The 22732-nt window shown below is 62.8% G+C and carries 20 protein-coding genes; 11 read left to right on the top strand and 9 right to left on the bottom strand.

The window, feature by feature from the left end; genetic code table 11:
• The first annotated feature begins 77 nt into the window (after window positions 1–77).
• Both VAR608DRAFT_RS06740 and VAR608DRAFT_RS06735 read left to right on the top strand, forming a co-directional pair.
• A complete protein-coding gene (locus tag VAR608DRAFT_RS06740; RefSeq protein ID WP_231973293.1) occupies window positions 78–572 on the top strand; it encodes an Lrp/AsnC family transcriptional regulator in 495 nt (164 codons plus the stop codon).
• A 120-nt stretch (window positions 573–692) separates the two neighbouring features.
• Window positions 693–1682, top strand: coding sequence for a Bug family tripartite tricarboxylate transporter substrate binding protein (locus VAR608DRAFT_RS06735; RefSeq protein WP_088953355.1), 990 nt, complete (start codon window positions 693–695; stop codon window positions 1680–1682).
• A 298-nt stretch (window positions 1683–1980) separates the two neighbouring features.
• On the opposite strand, the gene VAR608DRAFT_RS06730 is transcribed toward VAR608DRAFT_RS06735, so the two are convergent.
• Window positions 1981–2907 carry a LysR substrate-binding domain-containing protein gene (locus VAR608DRAFT_RS06730; RefSeq protein ID WP_088953354.1) on the bottom strand — a complete coding sequence of 309 codons (927 nt, stop codon included), beginning with the start codon at window positions 2905–2907 and terminating at the stop codon, window positions 1981–1983.
• Window positions 2908–3149: 242 nt separating this feature from the next.
• On the opposite strand from VAR608DRAFT_RS06730, the gene VAR608DRAFT_RS06725 reads away from it, so the two are divergent.
• From VAR608DRAFT_RS06725 to VAR608DRAFT_RS06695, 7 genes are all read left to right on the top strand, one after another.
• Window positions 3150–4724 (top strand): ABC transporter substrate-binding protein, encoded by a 1575-nt coding sequence (locus VAR608DRAFT_RS06725; protein ID WP_088953353.1) that lies wholly within the window; start codon window positions 3150–3152, stop codon window positions 4722–4724.
• Window positions 4725–5852 carry an NAD(P)/FAD-dependent oxidoreductase gene (locus tag VAR608DRAFT_RS06720; RefSeq protein ID WP_088953352.1) on the top strand — a complete coding sequence of 376 codons (1128 nt, stop codon included), beginning with the start codon at window positions 4725–4727 and terminating at the stop codon, window positions 5850–5852. It begins immediately after the preceding gene.
• Window positions 5821–6129, top strand: coding sequence for a (2Fe-2S)-binding protein (locus tag VAR608DRAFT_RS06715; RefSeq protein WP_231973291.1), 309 nt, complete (start codon window positions 5821–5823; stop codon window positions 6127–6129). Before VAR608DRAFT_RS06720 ends, VAR608DRAFT_RS06715 begins: the two co-directional genes overlap by 32 nt.
• A complete protein-coding gene (locus VAR608DRAFT_RS06710) occupies window positions 6126–7526 on the top strand; it encodes an NAD(P)/FAD-dependent oxidoreductase (RefSeq protein ID WP_088953350.1) in 1401 nt (466 codons plus the stop codon). The genes VAR608DRAFT_RS06715 and VAR608DRAFT_RS06710 overlap by 4 nt, the downstream gene beginning before the upstream one ends.
• A gap of 139 nt (window positions 7527–7665) precedes the next feature.
• Entirely contained in the window at window positions 7666–8607 is a 942-nt protein-coding gene (locus tag VAR608DRAFT_RS06705) for an ABC transporter permease (protein ID WP_088953349.1), read from the top strand.
• Window positions 8604–9485, top strand: a complete 882-nt coding sequence (locus tag VAR608DRAFT_RS06700; RefSeq protein ID WP_088953348.1) for an ABC transporter permease — start codon at window positions 8604–8606, stop codon at window positions 9483–9485. The genes VAR608DRAFT_RS06705 and VAR608DRAFT_RS06700 overlap by 4 nt, the downstream gene beginning before the upstream one ends.
• Window positions 9482–11380 (top strand): ABC transporter ATP-binding protein, encoded by a 1899-nt coding sequence (locus VAR608DRAFT_RS06695; protein WP_231973289.1) that lies wholly within the window; start codon window positions 9482–9484, stop codon window positions 11378–11380. The genes VAR608DRAFT_RS06700 and VAR608DRAFT_RS06695 overlap by 4 nt, the downstream gene beginning before the upstream one ends.
• A gap of 62 nt (window positions 11381–11442) precedes the next feature.
• Here VAR608DRAFT_RS06695 and VAR608DRAFT_RS06690 read toward each other — a convergent pair whose 3' ends face one another.
• Genes VAR608DRAFT_RS06690 through VAR608DRAFT_RS06680 form a run of 3 tightly spaced genes read right to left on the bottom strand, consistent with a single transcriptional unit; the run spans window position 11443 to window position 13498 of the window.
• Complete coding sequence (locus VAR608DRAFT_RS06690) at window positions 11443–12030, bottom strand: TetR/AcrR family transcriptional regulator (RefSeq protein WP_088953347.1); 588 nt, start codon at window positions 12028–12030, stop codon at window positions 11443–11445.
• Window positions 12031–12087: 57 nt separating this feature from the next.
• Window positions 12088–12402: a hypothetical protein gene (locus VAR608DRAFT_RS06685; protein ID WP_088953346.1), complete on the bottom strand. Its 315-nt coding sequence runs from the start codon at window positions 12400–12402 to the stop codon at window positions 12088–12090.
• Window positions 12368–13498 (bottom strand): IS630 family transposase, encoded by a 1131-nt coding sequence (locus VAR608DRAFT_RS06680; RefSeq protein WP_088953345.1) that lies wholly within the window; start codon window positions 13496–13498, stop codon window positions 12368–12370. The genes VAR608DRAFT_RS06685 and VAR608DRAFT_RS06680 overlap by 35 nt, the downstream gene beginning before the upstream one ends.
• A gap of 215 nt (window positions 13499–13713) precedes the next feature.
• Between VAR608DRAFT_RS06680 and VAR608DRAFT_RS06675 the strand changes: the two genes are divergently transcribed.
• Window positions 13714–14466 (top strand): SDR family NAD(P)-dependent oxidoreductase, encoded by a 753-nt coding sequence (locus VAR608DRAFT_RS06675; RefSeq protein WP_088953344.1) that lies wholly within the window; start codon window positions 13714–13716, stop codon window positions 14464–14466.
• Between the two features lie 181 nt (window positions 14467–14647).
• A complete protein-coding gene (locus VAR608DRAFT_RS06670; RefSeq protein ID WP_088953343.1) occupies window positions 14648–15580 on the top strand; it encodes an MBL fold metallo-hydrolase in 933 nt (310 codons plus the stop codon).
• A 135-nt stretch (window positions 15581–15715) separates the two neighbouring features.
• Here VAR608DRAFT_RS06670 and VAR608DRAFT_RS06665 read toward each other — a convergent pair whose 3' ends face one another.
• The 5 genes from VAR608DRAFT_RS06665 to prpC form a co-directional block, all read right to left on the bottom strand.
• Window positions 15716–16573, bottom strand: coding sequence for an MqnA/MqnD/SBP family protein (locus tag VAR608DRAFT_RS06665; RefSeq protein WP_088953342.1), 858 nt, complete (start codon window positions 16571–16573; stop codon window positions 15716–15718).
• 265 nt (window positions 16574–16838) lie between these two features.
• The gene (locus VAR608DRAFT_RS06660) at window positions 16839–17699 is read right to left on the bottom strand and encodes an isocitrate lyase/PEP mutase family protein (protein ID WP_088958651.1); all 861 of its coding nucleotides are present in this window, start codon (window positions 17697–17699) and stop codon (window positions 16839–16841) included.
• 20 nt (window positions 17700–17719) lie between these two features.
• Window positions 17720–18913: a 2-methylaconitate cis-trans isomerase PrpF gene (gene prpF, locus VAR608DRAFT_RS06655; protein ID WP_088953341.1), complete on the bottom strand. Its 1194-nt coding sequence runs from the start codon at window positions 18911–18913 to the stop codon at window positions 17720–17722.
• Window positions 18914–18927: 14 nt separating this feature from the next.
• On the bottom strand, window positions 18928–21558 hold the full coding sequence (acnD, locus tag VAR608DRAFT_RS06650; RefSeq protein ID WP_088953340.1) for a Fe/S-dependent 2-methylisocitrate dehydratase AcnD: 2631 nt from the start codon (window positions 21556–21558) through the stop codon (window positions 18928–18930).
• Between the two features lie 6 nt (window positions 21559–21564).
• Window positions 21565–22722 carry a bifunctional 2-methylcitrate synthase/citrate synthase gene (gene prpC, locus VAR608DRAFT_RS06645; RefSeq protein WP_088953339.1) on the bottom strand — a complete coding sequence of 386 codons (1158 nt, stop codon included), beginning with the start codon at window positions 22720–22722 and terminating at the stop codon, window positions 21565–21567.
• Between the last annotated feature and the right edge of the window lie 10 nt (window positions 22723–22732).

The following is a 22732-nucleotide window of genomic DNA, read 5'->3' as shown; positions in this document are numbered from 1 at the left end:
TGGCGATTTCCATGCCACGATTCTTCTGGGATTGCAGCAGAATGTGCTTCGGAAATTCGGCAAAAAAGGAGAGTTCCTTGAAGATTCAAAGGAAGAATCAAAAAGCTGACGAAGAATTTTTCGACAAGATCGACCTGGCCATCCTGCGCATCCTGCTGCAGGACTCGCGGCGCTCGCTGCAGGACATCGGCGCCGAGGTCGGTCTCTCGGCCACCAGTTGCTGGAGCCGCATCAAGCGCCTGGAAAGCGAGGGCGTGATCCGGCGCTACACGATCGACGTCGACCCCGCGAGCATCGGCTACCGGGATTCGGTGATCGTGCAACTCACGCTCGAGAGCCACACCGACGAGACGCTCTACGAATTCGGGCGCGTGCTGGCCACCATCCCCGAGATCCTGGAGGCCTACCTGGTGTCGGGCGACTACGACTACTACATCCGCATCGCGGTGCGCGACACGCGCGACTACGAGCGCCTGCTGCGCGAGAAGCTCTACAAGATCCCGGGCATCCGCCACAGCAAGTCGCACTTCGTCCTGCGGGTGCTGAAGGAGGCCAGCGTGCCGATCGAGTGAGGAGCGATCGAAAGTTCAGCCTGTGAAACTCTGCTGACTGGAGTTCTGTGCAGTGGGTTGCGTGGTCGCTATTCTCGATTGCGAAGCCCAGCACTACACACACAAACTCCTGGAGACGACATGTATTGGTTTCTGCTTCGCAAGGCCGCCGCACGAATCTGCGTGGGCGCGATGACCTTGCTTTCCCTGTCGGGTGCAGCGCTTGCGCAAGGATTTTCGAGCCGGCCCATCACGATCGTGGTTCCGTTCGTGGCGGGCAGTCCGACGGATGTTGTCGCACGCGTCTTTGCGACCGACTTCGGGCTTGTGTTGGACACACCGGTCATCGTGGACAACCGACCTGGCGCCAATCAGACGGTGGCAGGTTCGTTCGTTTCACGGGCTGCGGCCGACGGCAACACGCTTTTCTTTGCGAACCTGCCTGCCGTCGCGCCGCCATCGATTCAGAACAAGCTCCCTTACAAGGGCCTCCGTGACTTCGCACCGGTTTCGGACATCCTGACCATCGGCTTCATGCTCGTCGCCTCGCCGAGCGTACAAGCCAACTCGCTGAAGGAGTTCATGGCGATGCTGAAGGCCGATCCTTCGAAGTACTCTTATGGTTCATCCGGGATCTCAACGCCGATCCACCTGATGGCGGAAATGTTCAACAAGGACATTGGCGTCAAGACGCTACATGTGCCCTACAAGGGCGGCAATCAGGTGCAGCTCGATCTCATGAGCGATCGGGTCACTTATGCGTTCCTTCCCACGGGCTCAATGGATTTCGTGCGATCCGGAAAGCTCAAAGGCTTCGGTCTGGCGGCGGAAAAGCGCGATCCTGCTTATCCCGAACTTCCCACAATGGAAGAGGCGGGTCTTCCTGGCTTCAAGGCCACTGTGAGATTCGTCCTTCTCGCGCCAAGGCAAACACCCGCTGAAGTCGTTGCGAAACTCAACGCGGCTGCGAACAAGGTTATCTCGAACGAGGCCTTCTATTCAAAGGTGAAGTCCGTTGGAGGTATCGAAGTGTCGAAGCCGGCGACACCGGCGCAGGTCGGAGCGCAGATCGCGCGCGAGGAAGAGATGTGGGAAGCTGTTGTGAGAAAGGCAGAGATTCAGCTCGAGTAGCAATCACTGCCATTGGTTACCTAGTGGTCCTTGGCATCCGCATCCTTGACGGTAATCCGGGGCTCTGCTGTCGTCGCCGCGGCGGGGTGAGGTGCGAGCCAATGCCGTTCGCCATCGAGTCTGGGCATAGCCGATGCTGCGACAAGCCGAGGAGCAGATCGTGGCTCGTCAGCCACTACTAGGGTCATCTTCGCAGTTCGTGTTCTCGTCAGACCGACGTCACATGTTTTCTGCAAGTTTGCGGCGGATCAAGAGGCTAGGGCAGCAGGCACAGCCGGTGGCGCCTGACGCGTCGTTCTCAGTCTCGAACGATGAGGTTCGATGACACCATCTTGCGAATTTCGCGCCGGGCATGATCGATGAATGGCTTGAGGATCAGCGTGGACGACATGCGTGGAGAGATCAAGATCGAGTAGTCGGCAACAATGTGCGGCTCCACTGGGATGAATTTGAGCAAACCGCCGGTATAGGCACAGGCGGTAAGCGGCTCGATGATGGCCAAACCCGCCCCGGCCTCCACCAGCTTGATGACGGCCGATGAAAGCTGGGTCTCGACATTGATGCGCCGATGGACGCCGTGCGCGGTCATCAGTGAGTCAATGCGCGTTCGGGCCTCCACCCACGGTGATAGCGACACAAAGCCCTCACCCTCGAAATCCTCGGGTCGCAAGACCTTCCGGGTCGCGAAGCGGTGCTGCGCCGGCAGCGCTGCAACCATCTTTGCCGATACCAACACCTCAGTCTTGGCGTAGCCCATCTTCCGCACGGGCAGCATCGCGAAACCCAGGTCACACCGACCGCTTTGCACCATGTCCAGCACCGTACTGCTGCTGTGGGTCTGCAGGGCCACGAGGGTCTCCGGATGCTCGCGAGTGAAGCTTGCAATGGTCCTGGGCAGGAACGACAGGGCCATCGCGGGCGCGGCAGCGATCTCGAGTCGCGACAGTTTCAGGGAGTTGAGGTTCGACGCAGCGTTGGCGATGCGCTCGATGCCCATCAATGACTGGTGCACATCTTGAAAAAGCAACGTCGCCTCCGGTGTTGGCACCAGGCGGCCTTTGATGCGCTTGAACAGCGGAATGGCGATGCGTTCTTCCAGGTCGGCGATGAGGCGTGTTACCACTGGCTGCGTCACTTCGAGCATCTGCGCCGCGCCAGTGACGGTGCGCCTCATCATGATGGCGCGAAAGGCTTCCAAGTGACGAAGGGTGATCTTCTTGTCCATAGTATTTAGACATTGATTGATGCTTGACCACTATTGTATTTGGGGGAGAGTGGCAAAAAATCCTTTTAAATCAACGTCAAACATCCAGTTGTCGCAATGATTGCATTTGAGCATGCCTAGTGGTTCATACGCTCGCCAGAGGGCTCATAGCAAATTAGCATACGTGCTACTCAGTGTGTTCGAACGTGTACCGCGCAACCGTGTTTTCCGCTTCCACTTGCTCATAGAGACCCTCAAAGACGATGAAGACTCTTGCTCTATCCGCCCGTTTGGGCGCAGCAACCGCACTGCTGCTGTGCGCCGTTTCAACGGTGTTTGCCCAGGCTGACGCGCGTCCCGTGCTGACGATCAGCTCCGGCTTCGCTGACGTGACGACGATGGATCCCCACCGCGCCACGGCCATTGGCGACAAAGGCGTGGTCTCTTCGCTGTTCGATGGCCTTGTGCGCTTTCCCCCGGGCAGCGCCGACCCGAAGACGCTGCAACCCGATCTCGCGGAAAAGTGGGAGGTTTCTTCTGACAACCGGGTATGGACCTTCAGGCTGCGGAAGGGTGTGCAGTTCCACGGCGGCTATGGCGAGTTGAAGGCCGCCGACGTCGTGTTTTCGCTGCGGCGCGCAGCCGATCCGAAACGCTCCAGCTTCGCAGCAAACTTCGCGATCGTCGATAAGATCGAGGCGCTGGATGAGTACACCGTCCGTATCACGCTGAGGTATCCGGACGCTGCCTTTCTCGGGCGGGTGTCCAACTACCACGGGGGCAACATCGTTAGCAAGGCTGCTGCGGAAAAGCTCGGCGACCAGTTCGGGCAGACGCCGATTGGAACCGGCCCCTTCGCATTCGGCGAGCACGTTACGCAGCAGGTAGTCAAGCTGGTCGCTAACGACGCGTACTTCCGAGGCAAGCCCAAGCTGGCTGGAATCAGCTACAGGATGATCCCCGCGGACAGCGCTCGAGATCTGGCGTTTGCCTCCAATGAGCTCGACATGGCGATCGGCAAGCGCGAGCAGCGCTGGGTGGAGCGGACCAGCAAGCGGGGTGTGAAGGTCGATGTCTTTGAGCCCGCCGAATTCCGCACGCTCTTTCTCAACCGAACCATCAAGCCGCTGGACAACCTGAAGGTGCGTCAGGCCATCGCCGCCGCGATCAACGTGGACGACATCGTCAGGTACGCGGGCAAGGATGTGGCTGACAAGGGTTGCTCGGTCGTACCGAATGGCTATCTTGGCGGTGACTGCAGCACGGGCGCCTATGTTTACGACATTGCGCGTGCCAAGAGTCTGCTCGCAGAAGCCGGCTATCCGAACGGCATCACGCTGAAGTCGGTGGTGTCGAACGCTGCGGCGCAACAGCCGATCATGGAAATAGTGCAGGCCCAACTGGCGAAGGTTGGCGTGAAGCTGGAGATGGAAGTCGTCGACCACGCGACCTACCAGGCCAAGAGCCGCCAGGACGTCAGTGCCATTGTGTTCTATGGCGCTGCCCGGTTTCCCAACGCGGACTACTGGCTGACAGAGTTCTATGACTCTGCTGCGGCCATCGGCGCTCCGGGGGCGATGTCGAACTTTGCCCATTGTGCGGTTGCCGACGACGCGATCCGCAAGGCGCGGATCGAGCCGGATGCGCAGAAGCAGCTTGCGTTGTGGAAGCGGGCCCAGGTCCAGATCCATGAAGACGTCTGCGCCATACCGTTGTTCGGCCTGAAGCAGGTGTGGGCGCGCAGTGATCGCGTCGACTATGGCTACGAACTGAAGGGCGCGCTGAATCTGCAGCCGCCCATCACCGAACGGACGACCGTCACGCGGAGCGCACGCTGAATGTCAACAGACTACGACGTAATCGTTGTCGGCGGCGGAATGGTCGGCGCAGCGGTGGCCTACGGGTTGACGGGCCTGAAGCGCCGAGTGCTCCTGCTGGACGGCGCGGACACCGACTATCGGGCGGCCAAAGCCAATTTCGGGCTGGTATGGGCCCATGGCAAGGGATTCGAGCAGCCCGCCTACCAGCGCCTATCCATCGAGGCGGCACAGGCATGGCCAGATTTCGCACGGCGGCTGGAGGAGGAGAGCGGGATCTCACTCGCCTATGAGCGTAACGGTGGATTGCACTTCTGTCTGAGCGAGCAGGAACTGGCGTCGCGCGTCAAGCGCATCGATGCCTGGCATGCGCAAACACCGGATATCTCACCCACGGCCCGGGTTCTGGACCGCAACGAGCTTGAGCGGCGTTTTCCAACGTTGCGCCTCGGCCGCGAGGTAGCGGGTGCGAGCCTGGGGGATATAGACGGTCACGTCAACCCGCTGCGGTTGCTCGCGGCACTTCAGACCGCGTTCGTTCGGCGAGGCGGGCGCCTCGAGTGCAACCGTGCTGTGATGGCGATCCGCGCGCTCGCGGGTGGAGGATTCGAGGTATCGGCGAGTGGCTACAGCGTGCGGGGTGGACGTGTCCTCATTGCTGCAGGCTTAGGCTCCACCGCCCTGAGCGCCATGGTCGGGCTCGACGTCCCTCTGCGGCCCCAGCGAGGCCAGTTGCTGGTGACCGAGCGTCTGGCGCCGCTGCTGCCGGTACCGGCCAGCGGTTTGCGCCAGACAGGTGAAGGCACCGTGATGATCGGCGTCACGCAGGAGGAGGTCGGTTACGACCTCGCCACCACCGCCGAAGGCGCCGTGCAGATGGTCCGAAAGGCCCTGCGCATCCTTCCCGACCTTGCCCGGGCGAAGCTGGTGCGCCAGTGGGCCTGCCTGCGGGTCATGACGCCGGATGGCATGCCGGTGTACGCCGATTCCAAGAGCCATCCCGGTGCATCCATCGCCACCTGTCACTCCGGCGTGTCGCTGGCGTCATTCCATGCCGGGCCTTATGCCAAGGCGTTCGTCGGAGAAGCCTCGACTGCCGTTCTAGACGATTTCCATCATGACCGATTCAATGTTCAGAAAGCTGCCTGACCCGTCCGCTTCCTCCGTGACGGTCTACGTTGACGGAGAGCCTGTCGAGGCGCAGCAAGGCGAGACTGTCGCAGCGGTACTTCTGCGTCAGCGCGAGTTGGCAAGCCGGACGACGCCGGTCCAGGAGACCCCCCGCGCCCCGTTCTGCATGATGGGCGTGTGTTTCGATTGCCTGGCCATCGTCGACGGTGCGCCGTCGACGCAGTCTTGTCTGGTCTCAGTGCGCGAGGGCATGCGCGTGGACCGTCAGTTCGGCCGCCAAGGGGTGACGCCATGACGCGCGGGTTCGATGTGGTAGTGATCGGCTCCGGGCCTGCCGGCATGAGCGCGGCGATCGGCTTGCGCGAGCTCGGGCTCTCCGTGCTGGTCGTGGACGAGCAGCCCGCGCCTGGCGGGCAAATCTGGCGGGCGGTGGAGACCGTCGCGGCCACGCCGGTGGGTGCCCTGCTGGGCGATGAATACCGTGCGGGCGCTGCCCTGGCCGCGCGCTTTCGCGCCTGTGGTGCGGCCTACGAACCCATGACACAGGTATGGCAGATTGAGCCGGGGTGGCGCGTCCTGTTGAGACATGATGGCCGGACCGAAGCGGTGCGCTCGCAACAGGTGGTCCTGGCCACGGGCGCGCAAGAGCGGCCTGCACCCTTTCCAGGGTGGACCCTGCCCGGCGTACTCACAGTCGGTGCCGCGCAGATCCTGCTGAAGACTTCACGGCAGGTTCCTGCCGAACCTGTCTGGATAGCTGGCAGCGGGCCACTGCCCATCCTCTACATGGCACAGCTCCTGCGCGCTGGCGGCAGGATTGCCGGCTGGCTCGACACATCGCCCCCGGGCGAGTGGCGCCGTGCCTTGCCTTATGCAGCAGTCGTATGGGCCGATTGGGGGGAAATCGCCAAGGGCCGTTCGTGGCTGCGTGAGATACGCCGCGCAGGCGTGCGCAGGATACGGGATGTGACGTCGATCCGGGCGCTCGGCCAAACGCGTCTACGTGAACTGGAATACACGCGTTCAAATGGCACGGTGACGCGCGTGCAGGCGAGTGTGCTGCTCGCGCATGAAGGCGTCGTGCCCTCCATCCACATGACCCACGCGTTGGGTTGCGCGCACAGCTGGAATGCGCAGCAAGCCTGCTTTGTACCCGATCTTGACGCGTGGGGGCAGACCAGCGCGACAGGTATCTATGTCGCCGGCGATGGCGCAGGCATTGGAGGCGCGAAGGCCGCGTGCGTGAGGGGCGAGCTGGTCGCCGTAGGCGTCGGACTGCGTGCTGGAAAACTCACACCAGAATCGGCGGCGGCGCTGGCTATCGCGTCTAGGGAAAAACTGAAGGCGCTGCTGCGTCTGCGGCCCATGCTCGATGCGCTGTATCCACCACGCGCGGCGATCTTCTCTCCGTCCGATGACACCGTCATCTGTCGATGCGAGGAAGTGACTGCGGGCGATATCCGCAAAGTCGCACGACTTGCGGAGCTGGGGCCGAACCAAGTCAAGGCCTACACGCGTGCCGGAATGGGCCCATGCCAGGGCCGCCAATGCGGCTACACGGTCGCCCACATCCTTGCCGAAATGCAACAGCGGCCTGTCTCGGAGGTGGGCTTCCACCGCATCCGACCACCTCTGAAGCCGCTGACCCTGGGTGAGCTGGCCTCTTTGGATATCCAGAAGGAAGACGTATGAAACCGAAAACAGGACGGCGGCGGATCGACATCATGCGGCAGCGCGCCGGCCGTCTTCTCACTCGCGCAGGCAGCTGGGTTGGACGCGGCTCATATGACGGTACGGCTATCGCGTCCGATTGGATGCGGGAGCAAGCGGCATGATGGGATACACCTTCAAACGGCTGCTGCTCGCGATACCGACGCTGCTGGCCATGTTGACGGCGGTATTCGTTCTGGTGCGCCTGGTGCCCGGCGATCCTGCGGCGGTGATGCTCGGGGACCAAGCCAGTGCGGAAGCGTTGAATGCGCTGCGCTCGCGATTGGGGCTGGACCAGCCCGCGCACGTCCAGTATCTGCATTTCCTGCGCGACATGCTGACCGGCAATCTTGGGGTGTCGATGGCCACCGGCAGATCGGTGCTGCAGGAAGTTGCACTCGTCTTGCCTTGGACCATACAGCTCACCTTGGCCTCGATACTGATCGGGGTTGTGTTCGGCCTGCCGCTTGGGATATGGGCTGCGCTGCGGCGCAACTCCTGGCCTGACTACCTGGGGCGTTTGCTGTCGTTGACGGGGCTGTCGTTCCCGGCATTCGTGTCGGCCATTCTCATGCTGTTGGTGTTTGCGGTGGAACTGCGCTGGTTCCCGGTCATCGGCAGCGCCAGCGGTGCCGACTGGCTCGAACAGCTGCGCGCGCTTGTGCTGCCGGCGTTCAATCTCGGATTCATCATGACCGCCTATGTCATGCGAGTCACGCGTTCGTCCATGCTGGGCGTGATGAGTGAGGACTACATCCGCACCGCCAGGGCGAAGGGGGTGCGGCCGCTGCGTCTGGTGCTGCGGCACGGCTTGCGCAATGCGCTCATTCCCATCGTCACGGTGGTTGGCCTGTATTTCGGAACGCTGATCGGAAACTCGGTGCTGACCGAGATCGTCTTTAACCGCCCTGGTCTCGGCAAGCTGATCCTGGGCGCTCTCAACGCACGTGACTACACCCTGCTGCAGGGGCTGATGGTGGTGTTCGCTGCCTGCGTCATCGTTGTCAATCTGCTGACCGACCTAGTCTACGGGTTGGTCGATCCTAGAGTGAAATTCAAATGAGCGCACCAGCCGCAACGGCCGCCCCTGTGGCCGCAAGTCCGAATGCCCTTTGGCAGGCCTTGCGCAAGAACCAGCTGTCCTGGATCGGAATCGGCCTGCTGGCCCTGATCGTATCGATCGCGGTATTCGCGCCATGGCTCGCACCCCAAGACCCATTGCAGCAGAACATCGCCTACCGATTGGAGCCGCCGTCCGCGGAATTCTGGCTGGGTACGGACACCTACGGCCGCGATGTGTTGTCCCGGCTGATCTACGGCGCGCGGGTCTCCCTGCTGGTGGGCTTTGTCGCCGTGTTGATCGCCATGATCATCGGCTCGTCGTTAGGTATTCTGGCCGGGTACGTCGGAGGCACCGTGGACCGGATGATCATGGGCTTGGTGGACGTCCTTCTGTCGTTCCCGACGCTCCTGCTGGGGCTGATGGTCGCCGCCATGCTGGGGGCGAGCCTGGAGAACCTGATCATTGCGATCGCCATCACAGAGATCGCGCCGTTCGTGCGTGTGGCACGTGCACCCACGATCGCCTTGAAGCAGCGGGACTTCGTTGACGCGGGCCGCGCGCTTGGATACGGCCCCATGCGGCTCATGGGTGTGCACATCCTGCCCAACATGGTTTCCGATGTTGTCGTGCTGGGATCTCTGTGGATGGCGTCGGCCATACGGACGGAGGCCTCGCTGAGTTTCATTGGCCTCGGAGTGCCGCCCCCCGCCGCCACCTGGGGCAGCATGATTCGGGAAGGCTTCGAGAACATCCTCGATGCATGGTGGCTGATGGTGTTCCCAAGCCTGGCAATCCTCCTAACCGTGCTGGCGCTGAACCTGCTGGGCGACGCCTTGCGCGACGCCATCGATCCCAAGACTCGTTCGGAGCGTTCATGAGTGCCGACCCCAAGCTTCAGCACCCCACGGAAAGCCAAAACTTCATGAACACCCCCGCCGTAGCGCCCACACAGTCACCCGATGTACAGGAGCCAGTGCTCGACGTAACCGGGCTCAAGGTATCGTTCCGCCGAGGCAAGGCGTGGAGCCCGGTCGTCAACGGTCTGGACTTCTCGGTGTCCCGCGGCCAAACCCTCGCGATCGTCGGTGAATCAGGGTCCGGTAAGAGCGTATCGGCCATGTCCATCATGGGGCTGCTACCACCGAACTCCAGTCGCGTGGAAGGCAGCATCCGGCTGCACGGCCGCGAACTGCTGGCGCTGTCCGAAGAGGACATGTCCGCCGTCCGCGGCAACGAGATCGCCATGATCTTTCAGGAGCCGATGACATCGTTGAATCCGGTGATGAGCATCGGCGAGCAGATCGCGGAACCGCTGCGCCAGCATCGCCGCCTGGACCGCGCTCAGGCGCGGGCCGAAGCGCTGCGACTGATGGACCGGGTGCACATCCCCGCTGCGCATCAGCGATTTGCCGACTATCCGCATCAGTTCTCGGGCGGCATGCGCCAACGCGTCATGATTGCGATGGCGCTGGCCTGCAACCCGGCCGTGCTGATCGCTGACGAGCCGACGACCGCGCTGGACGTCACCATCCAGGCGCAGATTCTTGCACTGATCCGGGAGCTGCAAACGCAGGAACGCATGGCCGTCGTTTTCATCACGCACGATATGGGCGTGGTTGCAGAAGTCGCTGATCGCACGCTTGTCATGTATCGGGGCGATCTGGTCGAGGAAGGCGCTACGACTGAAGTTTTCGCGCGGCCCTGTCAGCCGTATACGAAAGCGTTGCTGTCGGCAGTACCGGAGCTCGGGTCAATGAATGAGCATCCGCTGCCGCTGCGCTTTCCCATCTACAACATCGATACCGGAACCGCCTTGCAGCCAACCGAGGTGCGCGATAGCGTTCAGCGCACCACGCCGCCACTGCTGGACGTTTCGGGCTTGAGCGTGCGCTTCGATGTTCGTTCGACCGTGCTGCGGCGCGTGACCGGCCGGGTTCACGCCGTCGAGAACGTCAGCTTCAGCCTCCGGCGAGGTGAGACGCTGGCCATCGTCGGCGAGTCCGGGTGCGGGAAGTCGACCACCGGTCGCATGATCACCGGTCTCTTGCCGGCATCGGATGGTCGGATCCTGCTTGAGGGTGAGGAGGTGCGAGCGATCGCCCCGCTGAAGCGGGCGCGCAAGATCCAGACGGTCTTCCAAGATCCGTACTCGAGCCTGAATCCGCGCCAGACCGTGGGCGAGGCATTGAGCGAGCCGTTGCGTGTACATGGGTTGGCCAACAACCGCGACTGCAATGATGTGGTGGCGAAGCTGCTGCGACAGGTCGGCCTGCCCGGCGATGCCGCGTCCCGGTACCCGCACGAGTTCTCGGGTGGACAACGTCAGCGCATCTGCATCGCCCGCGCGTTGGCGCTTCAGCCCGGAACCATCGTCGCCGACGAGGCGGTCTCGGCACTCGACGTGTTGGTCAAAGTCCAGATCGTCAATCTGCTGCTCGAACTGCAAGAGCAGCTGGGTCTGGGCTTCATTTTCATCAGCCACGACATGGCTGTGGTCGAGAGGGTGAGCCATCGCGTGGCGGTCATGTACATGGGAGAGATCGTCGAGATTGGACCCCGGGCGGAAGTTTTCAGTAACCCTCGGCATCCCTACACGCGTCGACTGCTCGACGCAGTGCCTATGCCTGATCCGGCTCGCCGCAAGGTTCGACGGCTTTCGGTCAGGGAGCTGCAGACCCCGTTCAAGCCCCGCGACTACACACCTCCAGCGCGGACCTATCACCGGGCAACGGAGGATCACCTCTACATGGAGGCGGGTGCCGAATGGAACTGACACAAGCAAGAGCGCAGTCCCGTAGCGCGATGCCGCCAGTCGGGAGCCCTCCCATGCCCGATTCACCGCTTCGCGCCAAAACGCAGCCCGTCGAGAAACAGACCCACTAGCCTTCGGGCCTCGGGTGGATCGGGGCAATCGAGTGGTGAGCAAAGTGCACCCACGGCGCACAAGAGCTCGTCGGGCTTGACCCCGCCGCGGATTTCGCCTGCAGCGGTCGCTGCGTCCAGGAGACTCTGGACTACAGGTCGGAGTCGCTGGAGAAAATACGGGGGCAGGCCCTCGAAAGCTGGATCGCCTGATGTCAGGGCGCCGGCAAGTCCTCGCCGCGTTGTCACGAACTCGACATAGCGTTCGACCCATTCCACCAGCGCCTCGCCAGCACCATGTTGGGCGGCCAGTTCGGCCCCTGCGTCCGCGCAAGCATCCACTTCGCTGCGCAGTGCGGCCACGATGAGGTCGGCGCGCCGAGGAAAGTGACGATAGATCGTGCCGATCCCTACGCCGGCCTTCTCGGCGATCTCGCGGACGGGAGCATCGACTCCCGATGAGTCGAAAACTGCCAGCGCCGTCCGCAGAAGCGTCTCTATGTTGCGTTGCGCGTCGGAGCGTACCGGGCGCTGCGCAGCCGCGCTCGTGGACTTGCTCATTCTGACTGTCAATTGATCTCCTTCCATGACACCTAGTACAACATCCCGTAAATAGCTTTATGTAATAGGCTCGAAGTAGGGACCGAGCAGAGAGACGACCAAGTCGGCAACCGTGGCGAGGTCCCCCATGGCGGGCAAGGGCTCCCAGCGGCCAGTGTGGCTGCGGAATGCGGCGGAGTAGGAGTTGCGCGCGAGCTCGGTGAGGCGCGCGATGGTGTCAGCGCTGTCGTCAGCGTCGTCACCGCCCTCTCTGTGCATCTGGATCAGCAGATGCTTGCCGTAGGGCTTGACGCGGGCGCGCTGATGACCGGTGAGCTTGGCGAGTTGGCCCTCGAGCTCAGCGGCCTTTCTTTGTACTTCGAACGTTGGCATGGTGTTTGAACCTCAGGGGTTCGCCGGTTTGTAGCTCAAAGCCGGCGAATGTCCATTTGAACGGCTGGGGCGCCTGGTTGCGCTGCGCCATGAAGGCTTCGGTGCGCTCGCGCAATTGCGCGATGGACGAATGACTGGCGTGGCGCAGGACGCGGCGCGAGTAGATGCCGAACAGCAGTTCGATCTGATTGACCCAACTCGCATGCAGGGGCGTGAAGTGAAAGACAAACCGGTTGCCGTGTCGGGCGTTGAAATCGTCCCACACGGCCTGGGCGCGGTGGGTGTTCAGGTTGTCCCACACGATATGAACTCGCCCCTTCGGGTGAGCAAGCGCGACCTGCTCCATGAAGGCCACGAGATCGGCCTGGGTGCGTCGATCCGAGCAACTGCCGATCACGCGCCCCGTGTGCACGTCCAGCGCGGCAATGAGGGCCTGTGTGCCATGACGGATGTACTCGAACTCGCGCCGACGCGCTCGACCGGGCTGGGGCTCGCGGTCCGCGTGTTTGCGCTCGATGGCCTGGATTCCGGTCTTCTCGTCAATGGACAGCACGACCGACCCCTTGGGTGCCCGGCGGTACAAGGCGCAGATCTCATTGACCTTCTGGCGGAATTGCGGGTCGGGGCTGTGCAGCCACTGTCGCACGCGGTGCGGGCGCAGGTCGCCCGCTTGCAGAATGCGTTGCAGGTGGCTGCGGCTGATCTGCTGGACCACGCCGCGCTGGACGGCACGATCCACCAACTCGTCCAGCGTGGGCGTCGCACGTCCCTGCAGTTCGGCCGGCTCGCAGGCCAGGGCCAGCAGTTCCAGCCGTTGCGTCTCACCGATACGCCGGGGGCGACCAGGACGGGGCACCTCCTGCAATCCTTGAACGCCCTTGCGGGCCAGCCGCGAGCGCCAATGCGACACGGTCTGCACGGAAACGCCAACTGCCTCTGCGATCGCCGTCGTCGACGCCCCTGCGTGGCACATCAACGCGATCTGCGCTCGAACCACTTGGCGTTGCTCGGCGGTGCCTCGACGGGTCAATAACTCAAGGGACTTGCGATCTTCTCGCGACAGCTTGATCGCTTGCGCTTGTCGTCCTCGACTCATGCCCCCGAGACTACCTCACTTCCAATATCAATGAAAGCTATTTACAGGATGTTGTACTAGCCCGCAAAAGCCTCTGAACTCCGCGTGAGCGTTGAGCCCTGCACCCCTTGCAAAGCGGAACATTGTTCCGTATAGTGCGAAATCGGATCGATGTTCCGGTTTGATTCTACCTTGCCCCGCATCGGTTCTTCCCGTCGTCTTTTCAAGGAGCAAATATGCATAGCACCCCCATCGCGCTGGTCACTGGCGCAAACAAGGGCATCGGTCTTCAGATTGCCAAGGATCTGGCGTCGAAAGGCTTCAAGGTACTCGTCGGAGCACGCAAGCTGGAAGCGGGCGTGGCCGCGGCGAGGACCGTCGGGAAAGATGCCCAGGCGATCCAACTCGATGTGACAGATCCGGCTTCGATTGCCGCAGCAGCCAAGCAGATCGAAGTGACGCTCGGGCGCCTCGATGTCCTGATTAACAACGCCGGGATTTCGCATCCAGTACCACCGGGCGCACCTCTGGAAGAAATGAGGGAGTCGGGCAAGATGACCCGCATCTCAATCGACGACATGCGGGTCGTGTATGAGACAAACGTTTTTGGCGTTGTCGCCGTGACGCACGCGATGCTTCCGCTGCTGCGCAAGGCGCCGGCTGGACGCATCGTGAATATTTCGAGCTCGGGCGGATCCCTCACGTTAAAGGAAAACCCGTCGAGTTACTCACGAAGCTATGTCGGGGTCTATCAGACCTCGAAAGCCACGCTCAATGCGGTCACGCAAGCATTCGCCATTGAGCTGGAAGGAACCAACATCAAGGTCAACGCAGCATGTCCGGGATTCACCGCGACCGACCAGACTAAGTTCGCAGAGGGAGCAGGATCGGTCGAGGATGCTGCACGAGAACCGGTCCGCTTGGCTCTCCTCGATGCCAACGGGCCCAGCGGCACCTTCTCAAATGCGCAAGGTCCCCTTCCTTGGTAAGGCGGCTTGGTAAGGCGGCTTGGTAAGGCGGCCCCCACATCGCAAAAATCAAACTTAGAGCAGCTCCTGCAGCATCCGCTGAGAGCTGCAACGAGGTGCGGCTCCAAGCAAATCAGCTCAATTTTTGAATTGATCGACCTCGCTCGCTTCGTAAGACCCTCAACTACATTGATGAATTTTCATGTTCAGAAAAGCAGTGCTCTTGTTCATCGTCGCCGCGCTTTCTGCGTGTGCGCAATCGACCCATGAATCGGTGCCGGCGGCCCTCGGAAAGCCGATCAGCTCGGCGGCCATGGAGGCCGTGATCGATACCCCGGGACCGATTGATCTCAAGACGGTCGCCAGCGCAGAATATGTCGCCGATCTTTCTGGACTGCTCAATCTGAAAGATCCAAAAGCCGTAGAAGCGGGGCTAAGCGATCATGAGGAGCCGATTCAGATCTATACGCATCTCTTACGGCACCCTACGCAGGGGTTCTTCATGGTCGACACAGGCGTCTCAAGACGACTGGTGGAAGATCCCGCGGGAGTGGGAGTCGGACTGGTGGTGAGGAAGTTTGGAAAGATTGAAAGGATGCAGATCAGAGAAGATGCGTCGTCGGCCATGAAATCGGAAGGGGAGCCCCTCAAAGGGGTCTTTCTGACCCATCTCCATCTAGATCACATCTCCGGGATGCCAGACATTCCGAAGGACGTTCCCTTTTACACAGGTCCCGGTGAGGCTGCTGAGTCGAAGTTCGAGAACCTTTTCGTCCAGGGGATGGAAGATCGCTTCTTTGAAGGCCGGCCCGCAATTCAGGAGCTTCAGTTCAAGAAGGATCCGGACGAGAAATTCGAAGCGGTGATCGACGTCTTCGGTGACCGCTCACTGTTTGCAATCCTGACGCCGGGACATACTGAGGGCCACGTCTCCTATCTCGCCCGCACACCGACAGGGCCGGTGCTCCTCACCGGCGATGCTTGCCACACGCGCTGGGGTTGGGAGCATGGTGTCGAACCCGGAAGTTACACGTTCGATCGGGAACGCGAGCGCAAGAGTTTGCTCGCATTGAAGGCTTTGAGTGAGCGTCATCCGAAGATGGTCGTCAAATTGGGTCATCAGCCCTCGGTTTGAAGAAGCCGAGCGGCAGACCTGCCGTACGTCCACGGCGATTCCAAGGTCGTCGGTGAGCGTGACAACCCGCGCGGCCTCACGCGCGCGAGGCCGCAAGAACAGTCCTTGCGCCGTCGAGGCTGGCATGCGCTTGGCTCACTTTCGCGTTCCCAGGCCCACTTGCTCTTCCTCGACTTCAGGCAACACCAGGCTTTGATGATGCGCGATGTCGAAGCCTTCGACTCGTCTAGGAAGTATCGCGCGCATCCGATCGAGCCCGTAGGAGGCCTCTTCCTGCAGTTCGTACTCGAAGTTGCGGTGCAAGGCGACGATTTCTTCGATCGTTGAAGTCCACCTGAAGCGAGTGCGATGGGACGTCACTGCTGCCAAAGGGTCGGCTCGGTAGCGAGCCATCGAGTCTGCGAGCAATTGGCGCATCGCCTCCACGTCGCTCGGATCCACTGAGGCGTGATAGACCCACACCGCCGTCACCACCGGGGTGCCCTGCCATTCGTGCCATTCCCGACCAAGGTCGTATACGTAAGGGAACCGCTTCCGAGCGCGCTCCTCGACAGCTTCGTTTTGGATGAGGAGGCGAGGTGTTGTCGCTTCGTGGACGTTGACGTTGCGTCGCCAGGGACCGATTCCGAGGCCGTACTTCCCCTTTAGAAGTGCCTGAAGGATTCGAACCGAGGATGTCGTTTGGTCACAAATGGCGATCTCGGCCAGGTGGAGATCCTCGATCGGCCGCGGAGAGAACAGACACACGCTCTCAGCCTTCTCGCGAAAGGAGATGCCCCAATTGTCTAAGCGGCGCCACGAATCACCCATATCGAACCAATCGGCCACAGCCATGGGCGTGATGTCGACGCGTCCCTGAAGGGCAAGCTCGCGCACGCCGCTCGATTCGCAGCGTAGCAGCGAGACCGGCCAGGCATCGGCTCCGGTGTAGTTGGGAATCCAGGGCACACTGGCGAAGTGCCCGACGGCAACAGGAAGCCTTTGCTTGAGCATGTTTTTGGATGGTATCCAAAAACCGCGTGGCGTTGCCTGCTTCGACGATCTCCAGCTCCTTTGGGCGCGTGGCCGATGAAGTAGAAGCGGCACGAGACCATCGAACCACGGACATCATGTCAGATGCTCGCGCGCAAAAGGGCCGTCGCCGTGCTGCTTCGATACCTGGCGGAGGAGTATCGGCGTACGATGGACGTCGTCCCGGTCCGCCTCGGACCGCGCGGCATTTCCAAGCACATCTATCTCGGCGGCGCGCCCGCCGCCGTCACGCGTAGCGCTTTTCGAGCGCGTCCCATTCCGGCTTGCCGACCAGCCGCTGCCGTTCGGCAAAGGGTGCGACGAGCCCGCTCGATTCCTGCACTTCCTTCTCGTCGCGTAGCACGGTCAGTGCCTTCTGCATGCCGGCCACCGCACCTTGCAAGGCGGCGTTGGCATAGAGAACGATGCCGTAGCCGAGCTCGCCGAGCTGCTCGGCATTGAAGATCGGCGTGCGACCACCGATGACCATGTTCATCAACTGAGGCTTGCCCAGACGCCGGGGCAATGCGCGAACTTCCTCAGCCGTGGTCACGGCCTCCACGAACAGGATGTCGGCGCCGGCCTCGGCGAACTTCTGAGCGCGTTCGACGGCCGCTTCGAAGCCGTGAACGGCTGCCGCATCGGTGCGGGCCATGATCATGAGATCTGAGTCCTGGCGCGCATCGACGGCCGCCTTGATCTTGCTTACGGCTTCCTCTGTCGAGATCACCTCCTTGCCCGAGAAATGACCGCAACGCTTGGGCGCAACCTGATCCTCGAGTTGAATACAGTCGGCGCCGGCGCGCTCCAGCACGCGCACGGTGTGGCGCACGTTCAATGCATTGCCAAAGCCGGTATCGGCGTCGACGATCAGTGGCAACGCGACCGCATCACGGATGCGCGCGGCGTGATCGGCGATTTCCGCCAGCCCCATGAAGCCTTGGTCGGGCATGCCGAACCACATGTTGGTGACGCCGGCGCCGGTGACGTAGATTGCCTCGAAGCCGAGGTCCTCGATCACCTTGGCCGAGAGCGCGTTGAAGGCACCCGGCACCAGCGCGCCACGGCGCGCTTCGGCGAGGGATTTGAGTTGCTTGCGGGTAGACATGGACATACGTGAACTTCCAATCAGAAACTGTCGCCGGGCACGCGCACCCAGCCTTCCATCAACACACGGGCGCTTCGGCTCATGACGGCCTTGGTCACTTGCCACTGCCCATCGGCCCGCATGGCTTCGGCGCCCACGCGCAGCGTGCCCGAGGGATGGCCGAAGCGCACGGCGTTGCGCTCGCCGCCGCCCGCAGCGAGATTGACGAGCGTGCCGGGAATCGCCGCCGCGGTGCCGATCGCCACGGCCGCCGTGCCCATCATCGCGTGGTGCAGCTTGCCCATGGAGAGGGCGCGCACCAGCAGATCGACGTCCGCCGCCCGTACGGCCTTGCCGCTGGAGGCCACGTAATCCGCAGGCGGCGCGACGAAGGCGACCTTCGGCGTGTGCTGGCGCTTCGCCGCCTCGCCGATCTCCTTGATCAGGCCCATCTTCACGGCGCCCCACGCACGGATGGCCTCGAAGCGCGCCAGCGCCTGAGCATCGCCGTTGATCGCATCCTGCAGCTCGGTGCCCGTGTAGCCGATGTCGCTCGCATTCACGAAGACGGTCGGGATGCCGGCATTGATCAGCGTGGCCTTGAACGTTCCCACGCCCGGCACTTCCAGCTCGTCGACCAAGCGGCCGGTCGGGAACATGGTTGTGCCGCCTTCGCCTTCACCCTCGTCCGCCGGATCGAGGAATTCGAGCTGCACCTCGGCGGCCGGGAAGGTCACGCCATCGAGCTCGAAGTCGCCCGTCTCCTGCACCTGCCCGCCGGTGATCGGCACATGGGCGACGATGGTCTTGCCGATGTTGGCCTGCCAGATGCGAACGGTGCAGATGCCGTCCTGCGGAATGCGCTCGGCCGGCAGCAGGCCGTTGCCGATCGCAAAAGGTCCGACCGCCGCCGACAGGTTGCCGCAGTTGCCCGACCAGTCGACGAAGGCGCTGTCGATGGACACCTGGCCGAACAGGTAGTCCACCTCATGGTCCGGGCGACTGGAGGCCGACAGGATGACGGCCTTGGAAGTCGACGAGGTGGCGCCGCCCATGCCGTCGATCTGCTTGCCATAGGGATCGGGGCTGCCGACCACGCGCTGCAGCAAACGGTCGCGGGCGGGGCCCGGTTGCTGAGCCGAGTCGGGCAGGTCCTGCAGGCGGAAGAACACGCCCTTGCTGGTGCCGCCGCGCATGTAGGTGGCGGGAATTCTGATCTGGGGTGCTGCGTTCATGGGGCCGATTGTGGTCACGCGACGCACTCCTGTCCGGCCAGGAAGTCCTGCGCAAAGCGCTGCAGCACGCCGCCGGCCTCGTAGATCGAGACTTCCTCGGCCGTGTCGAGACGGCAGGTCACGGGCACATGCAGCGTCTCGCCGCTCTTGCGATGGATGACAAGGGCCAGACTCGCGCGCGGCGTGCGCTTGCCGATGACGTCGTAGGTCTCTGTGCCGTCGAGCCGGAGCGTCAGGCGGTTCGTGCCCGGCTTGAATTCCAGCGGCAGCACACCCATGCCGATGAGGTTGGTGCGGTGGATGCGCTCGAAGCCCTCGGCCACCACCGTTTCCACGCCGGCCAGGCGCACACCCTTGGCTGCCCAGTCGCGGCTCGATCCCTGGCCGTAGTCCGCGCCCGCGATCACGATGAGCGGCTGCCGGCGAACGAGATAGGTCTCGATCGCTTCCCACATGCGAACGACCTTGCCTTCCGGCTCGATACGGGCCAGCGAGCCCGCCTTCACGCTGCCGTCGGCGTTGCGCACCATCTCGTTCTTCAGCGTCGGGTTTGCGAAGGTCGCGCGCATCGCGGTCAGGTGGTCGCCGCGGTGGGTCGCGTACGAGTTGAAGTCCTCTTCGGGCAGGCCCATCCGGTGCAGGTATTCGCCGGCGGCGGAATTCATCAGGATGGCGTTGGACGGTGAGAGGTGGTCGGTCGTGATGTTGTCCGGCAGAAGCGCCAGCGGTCGCATGCCCTTGAGCGTGCGCGGGTTGGCCGCGAGCGCGCCCACGCCATCCGTGTCCCAGTAGGGCGGGCGGCGGATGTAGGTCGATTGCGGCCGCCAGTCGTATTGCGGACTTGCCCGTCCACCGTCATCCGCCCGGATCGCGAACATCGGCTCGTAGACCTGGCGGAAGTGATCGGGCTTGACGCTGGCGGCGACGATCGCGTCGATCTCCTCGTCGCTCGGCCAGATGTCCTTGAGCCGCACCTGCTTGCCTTGCGCATCGATGCCCAGCACATCCCGCTCGATGTCGAAGCGGATGGTGCCGGCGATCGCATAGGCCACCACCAGCGGCGGTGAGGCCAGGAAGGCCTGCTTGGCATAGGGATGGATGCGCCCGTCGAAGTTGCGATTGCCCGAGAGCACGGCCGTGGCGTAGAGGTCGCGATCGATGATCTCCTGCTGGATCTTCGGATCCAGCGCGCCGCTCATGCCATTGCAGGTGGTGCACGCAAAGGCGACGATGCCGAAACCCAGCTGCTCCAGGTCGCCGAGCAGATCCGCTTCCTTGAGATAAAGCTCCACCGCCTTCGAACCGGGCGCGAGCGATGTCTTGACCCAGGGCTTGCGCGTGAGGCCTCGCGCATTCGCATTGCGCGCCAGCAGCGCCGCCGCGATCACGTTGCGCGGATTGCTGGTGTTGGTGCAACTCGTGATGGCCGCGATGATCACGGCGCCATCGGGCATCAGGCCCTGTGCTTCTTCGGCACGGGCCTTGTCGAGATCGATCGCGATGCCGCGCGCCTGCAGCGCGGAGGTCGGCAGCCGTCGGTGCGGATTCGAGGGCCCGGCCATGTTTCGCACGACGGCGGACAGGTCGAACTTCAGCACGCGCTCGTACTGCGCGCTCTCCAGCTCGCTGGCCCAGAAGCCGGCCGTCTTCGCGTAGTGCTCGACGAGCTTCACCTGCTCGTCGTCACGGCCGGTGAGCTTCAGGTAGTCGATCGTTTGCTGGTCGATGTAGAAGAGAGCAGCAGTCGCACCGTACTCCGGGCACATGTTGGAGATGGTGGCGCGGTCCCCGATGGTCAGGCCGCGCGCGCCCTCGCCGAAGAACTCCAGGTAGGCGCCGACAACCTTTTCATTGCGCAGGAACTCGGTGAGCGCGAGCACGATGTCGGTGGCGGTGATACCCGGCTGGCGCTGTCCGGTCAGCTCCACGCCCACGATGTCGGGCAGGCGCATCCACGACGCGCGGCCCAGCATGACGTTCTCCGCCTCCAGTCCACCTACACCCACGGCGATCACGCCCAGCGCATCGACATGCGGCGTGTGGCTGTCGGTGCCCACGCAGGTGTCGGGGAAGGCCACGCCGTCCTGTACGTAGACCACCGGCGACATCTTCTCCAGGTTGATCTGATGCATGATCCCGTTGCCTGCGGGGATCACGTCGACGTTGGCGAAGGCCCGCTTCGTCCATTCGATGAAGTGGAAGCGGTCTTCGTTTCGACGGTCCTCGATCGCGCGGTTCTTGGCGAAGGCGTCGGGGTCGAAGCCGCCGCACTCCACGGCCAGCGAGTGGTCCACGATGAGCTGCACCGGCACCACCGGATTCACCTGCGCCGGATCGCCGCCCTCGGCCGCGATCGCATCGCGTAAGCCCGCCAGGTCGACCAGAGCCGTCTGGCCCAGGATGTCGTGGCAAACCACGCGGACGGGAAACCACGGAAAGTCGCGGTCGCGGCGACGTTCAATGATCTGCGTAAGGCATTCGTCGAGGATCGCGGGTTCGCAGCGGCGCACCAGGTTTTCGGCATGCACGCGCGCGGTGTAGGGCAGGGTGTTCCAGGCCCCGGGTCGAATGGCGTCCACCGCGGCTTTTGCGTCGAAGAACTCCAGGGTCGTGCCCTGCAACCGCTTTCTGTATTTCGTATTCATGGATTCTTACCCGCGCTCGCCGATCGGCACGTACTTCAGGTCCTCGGGCCCGACGTAGTTCGCGCTCGGGCGGATGATCTTGTTGTCCACGCGCTGCTCGATCACGTGCGCGGCCCAGCCGCTGGTGCGCGCGATCACGAACAGCGGCGTGAACATCGCAGTCGGCACGCCCATCATGTGGTAGCTCACGGCGCTGAACCAGTCGAGGTTGGGGAACATTTTTTTGGCCTCCCACATCACTGATTCAATCCGCTCGGCGATGTCGAACATCTTGGTGGATCCGGCCTCGACCGACAGGCGCTTTGCCACGCCCTTGATGACGACGTTGCGCGGATCGCTCACCGTGTAGACCGGATGGCCGAAGCCGATCACGACCTCCTTGGCCTCCACGCGGCTCCGGATGTCGGCCTCGGCCTCATCCGGGGTGTCGTAGCGTTTCTGGGTCTCGAAGGCCACCTCGTTCGCGCCGCCGTGCTTTGGCCCGCGCAACGCGCCGATCGCGCCGGCGATGGCCGAGTACATGTCGCTGCCGGTCCCCGCGATCACGCGTGCCGTGAAAGTGGAGGCGTTGAACTCATGCTCCGCGTACAGGTTCAAGGAGGTGTGCATCGCACGCACCCAGGCATCGGAGGGCTTCTCGCCATGCAGCAAGTGGAGGAAATGCCCGCCGATGGAGTCGTCGTCCGTCTCCACGTCGATCCGCTTGCCCTGTGTGCTCCAGTGATACCAGTAGAGCAGCATCGATCCGAGCGAGGCCATCAGCCGATCGGCAATGTCGCGCGCGCCAGGCAGGTTGTGGTCATCCTTCTCGGGCAGGATGCAACCCAGCGCCGAGACGCCGGTGCGCATCACGTCCATCGGGTGCGCGCCGGCGGGCAGTCGCTCCAGCGCTTCCTTCACGCTCGCGGGCAGGCCGCGCATGGCGCGCAACTTCGTCTTGTAGGCCCTGAGTTCGGCGCGCGTGGGCAGCTTGCCGTGCACCAGCAGGTGTGCGATCTCCTCAAACTCGCACACTTCGGCGATATCCAGGATGTCGTAGCCGCGGTAGTGCAGGTCGTTGCCTGTGCGGCCGACGGTGCATAGCGCGGTGTTGCCGGCGGTGACGCCTGAAAGGGCAACCGATTTTTTCGGCTTGAAGGATGCAGCGGTGGCTTGTGTCGTCATCGCGAGGTTC

This window comes from Variovorax sp. HW608, assembly GCF_900090195.1.
Taxonomy (GTDB): domain Bacteria; phylum Pseudomonadota; class Gammaproteobacteria; order Burkholderiales; family Burkholderiaceae_C; genus Variovorax.
This window is presented reverse-complemented; position numbering and strand designations above follow the sequence as displayed.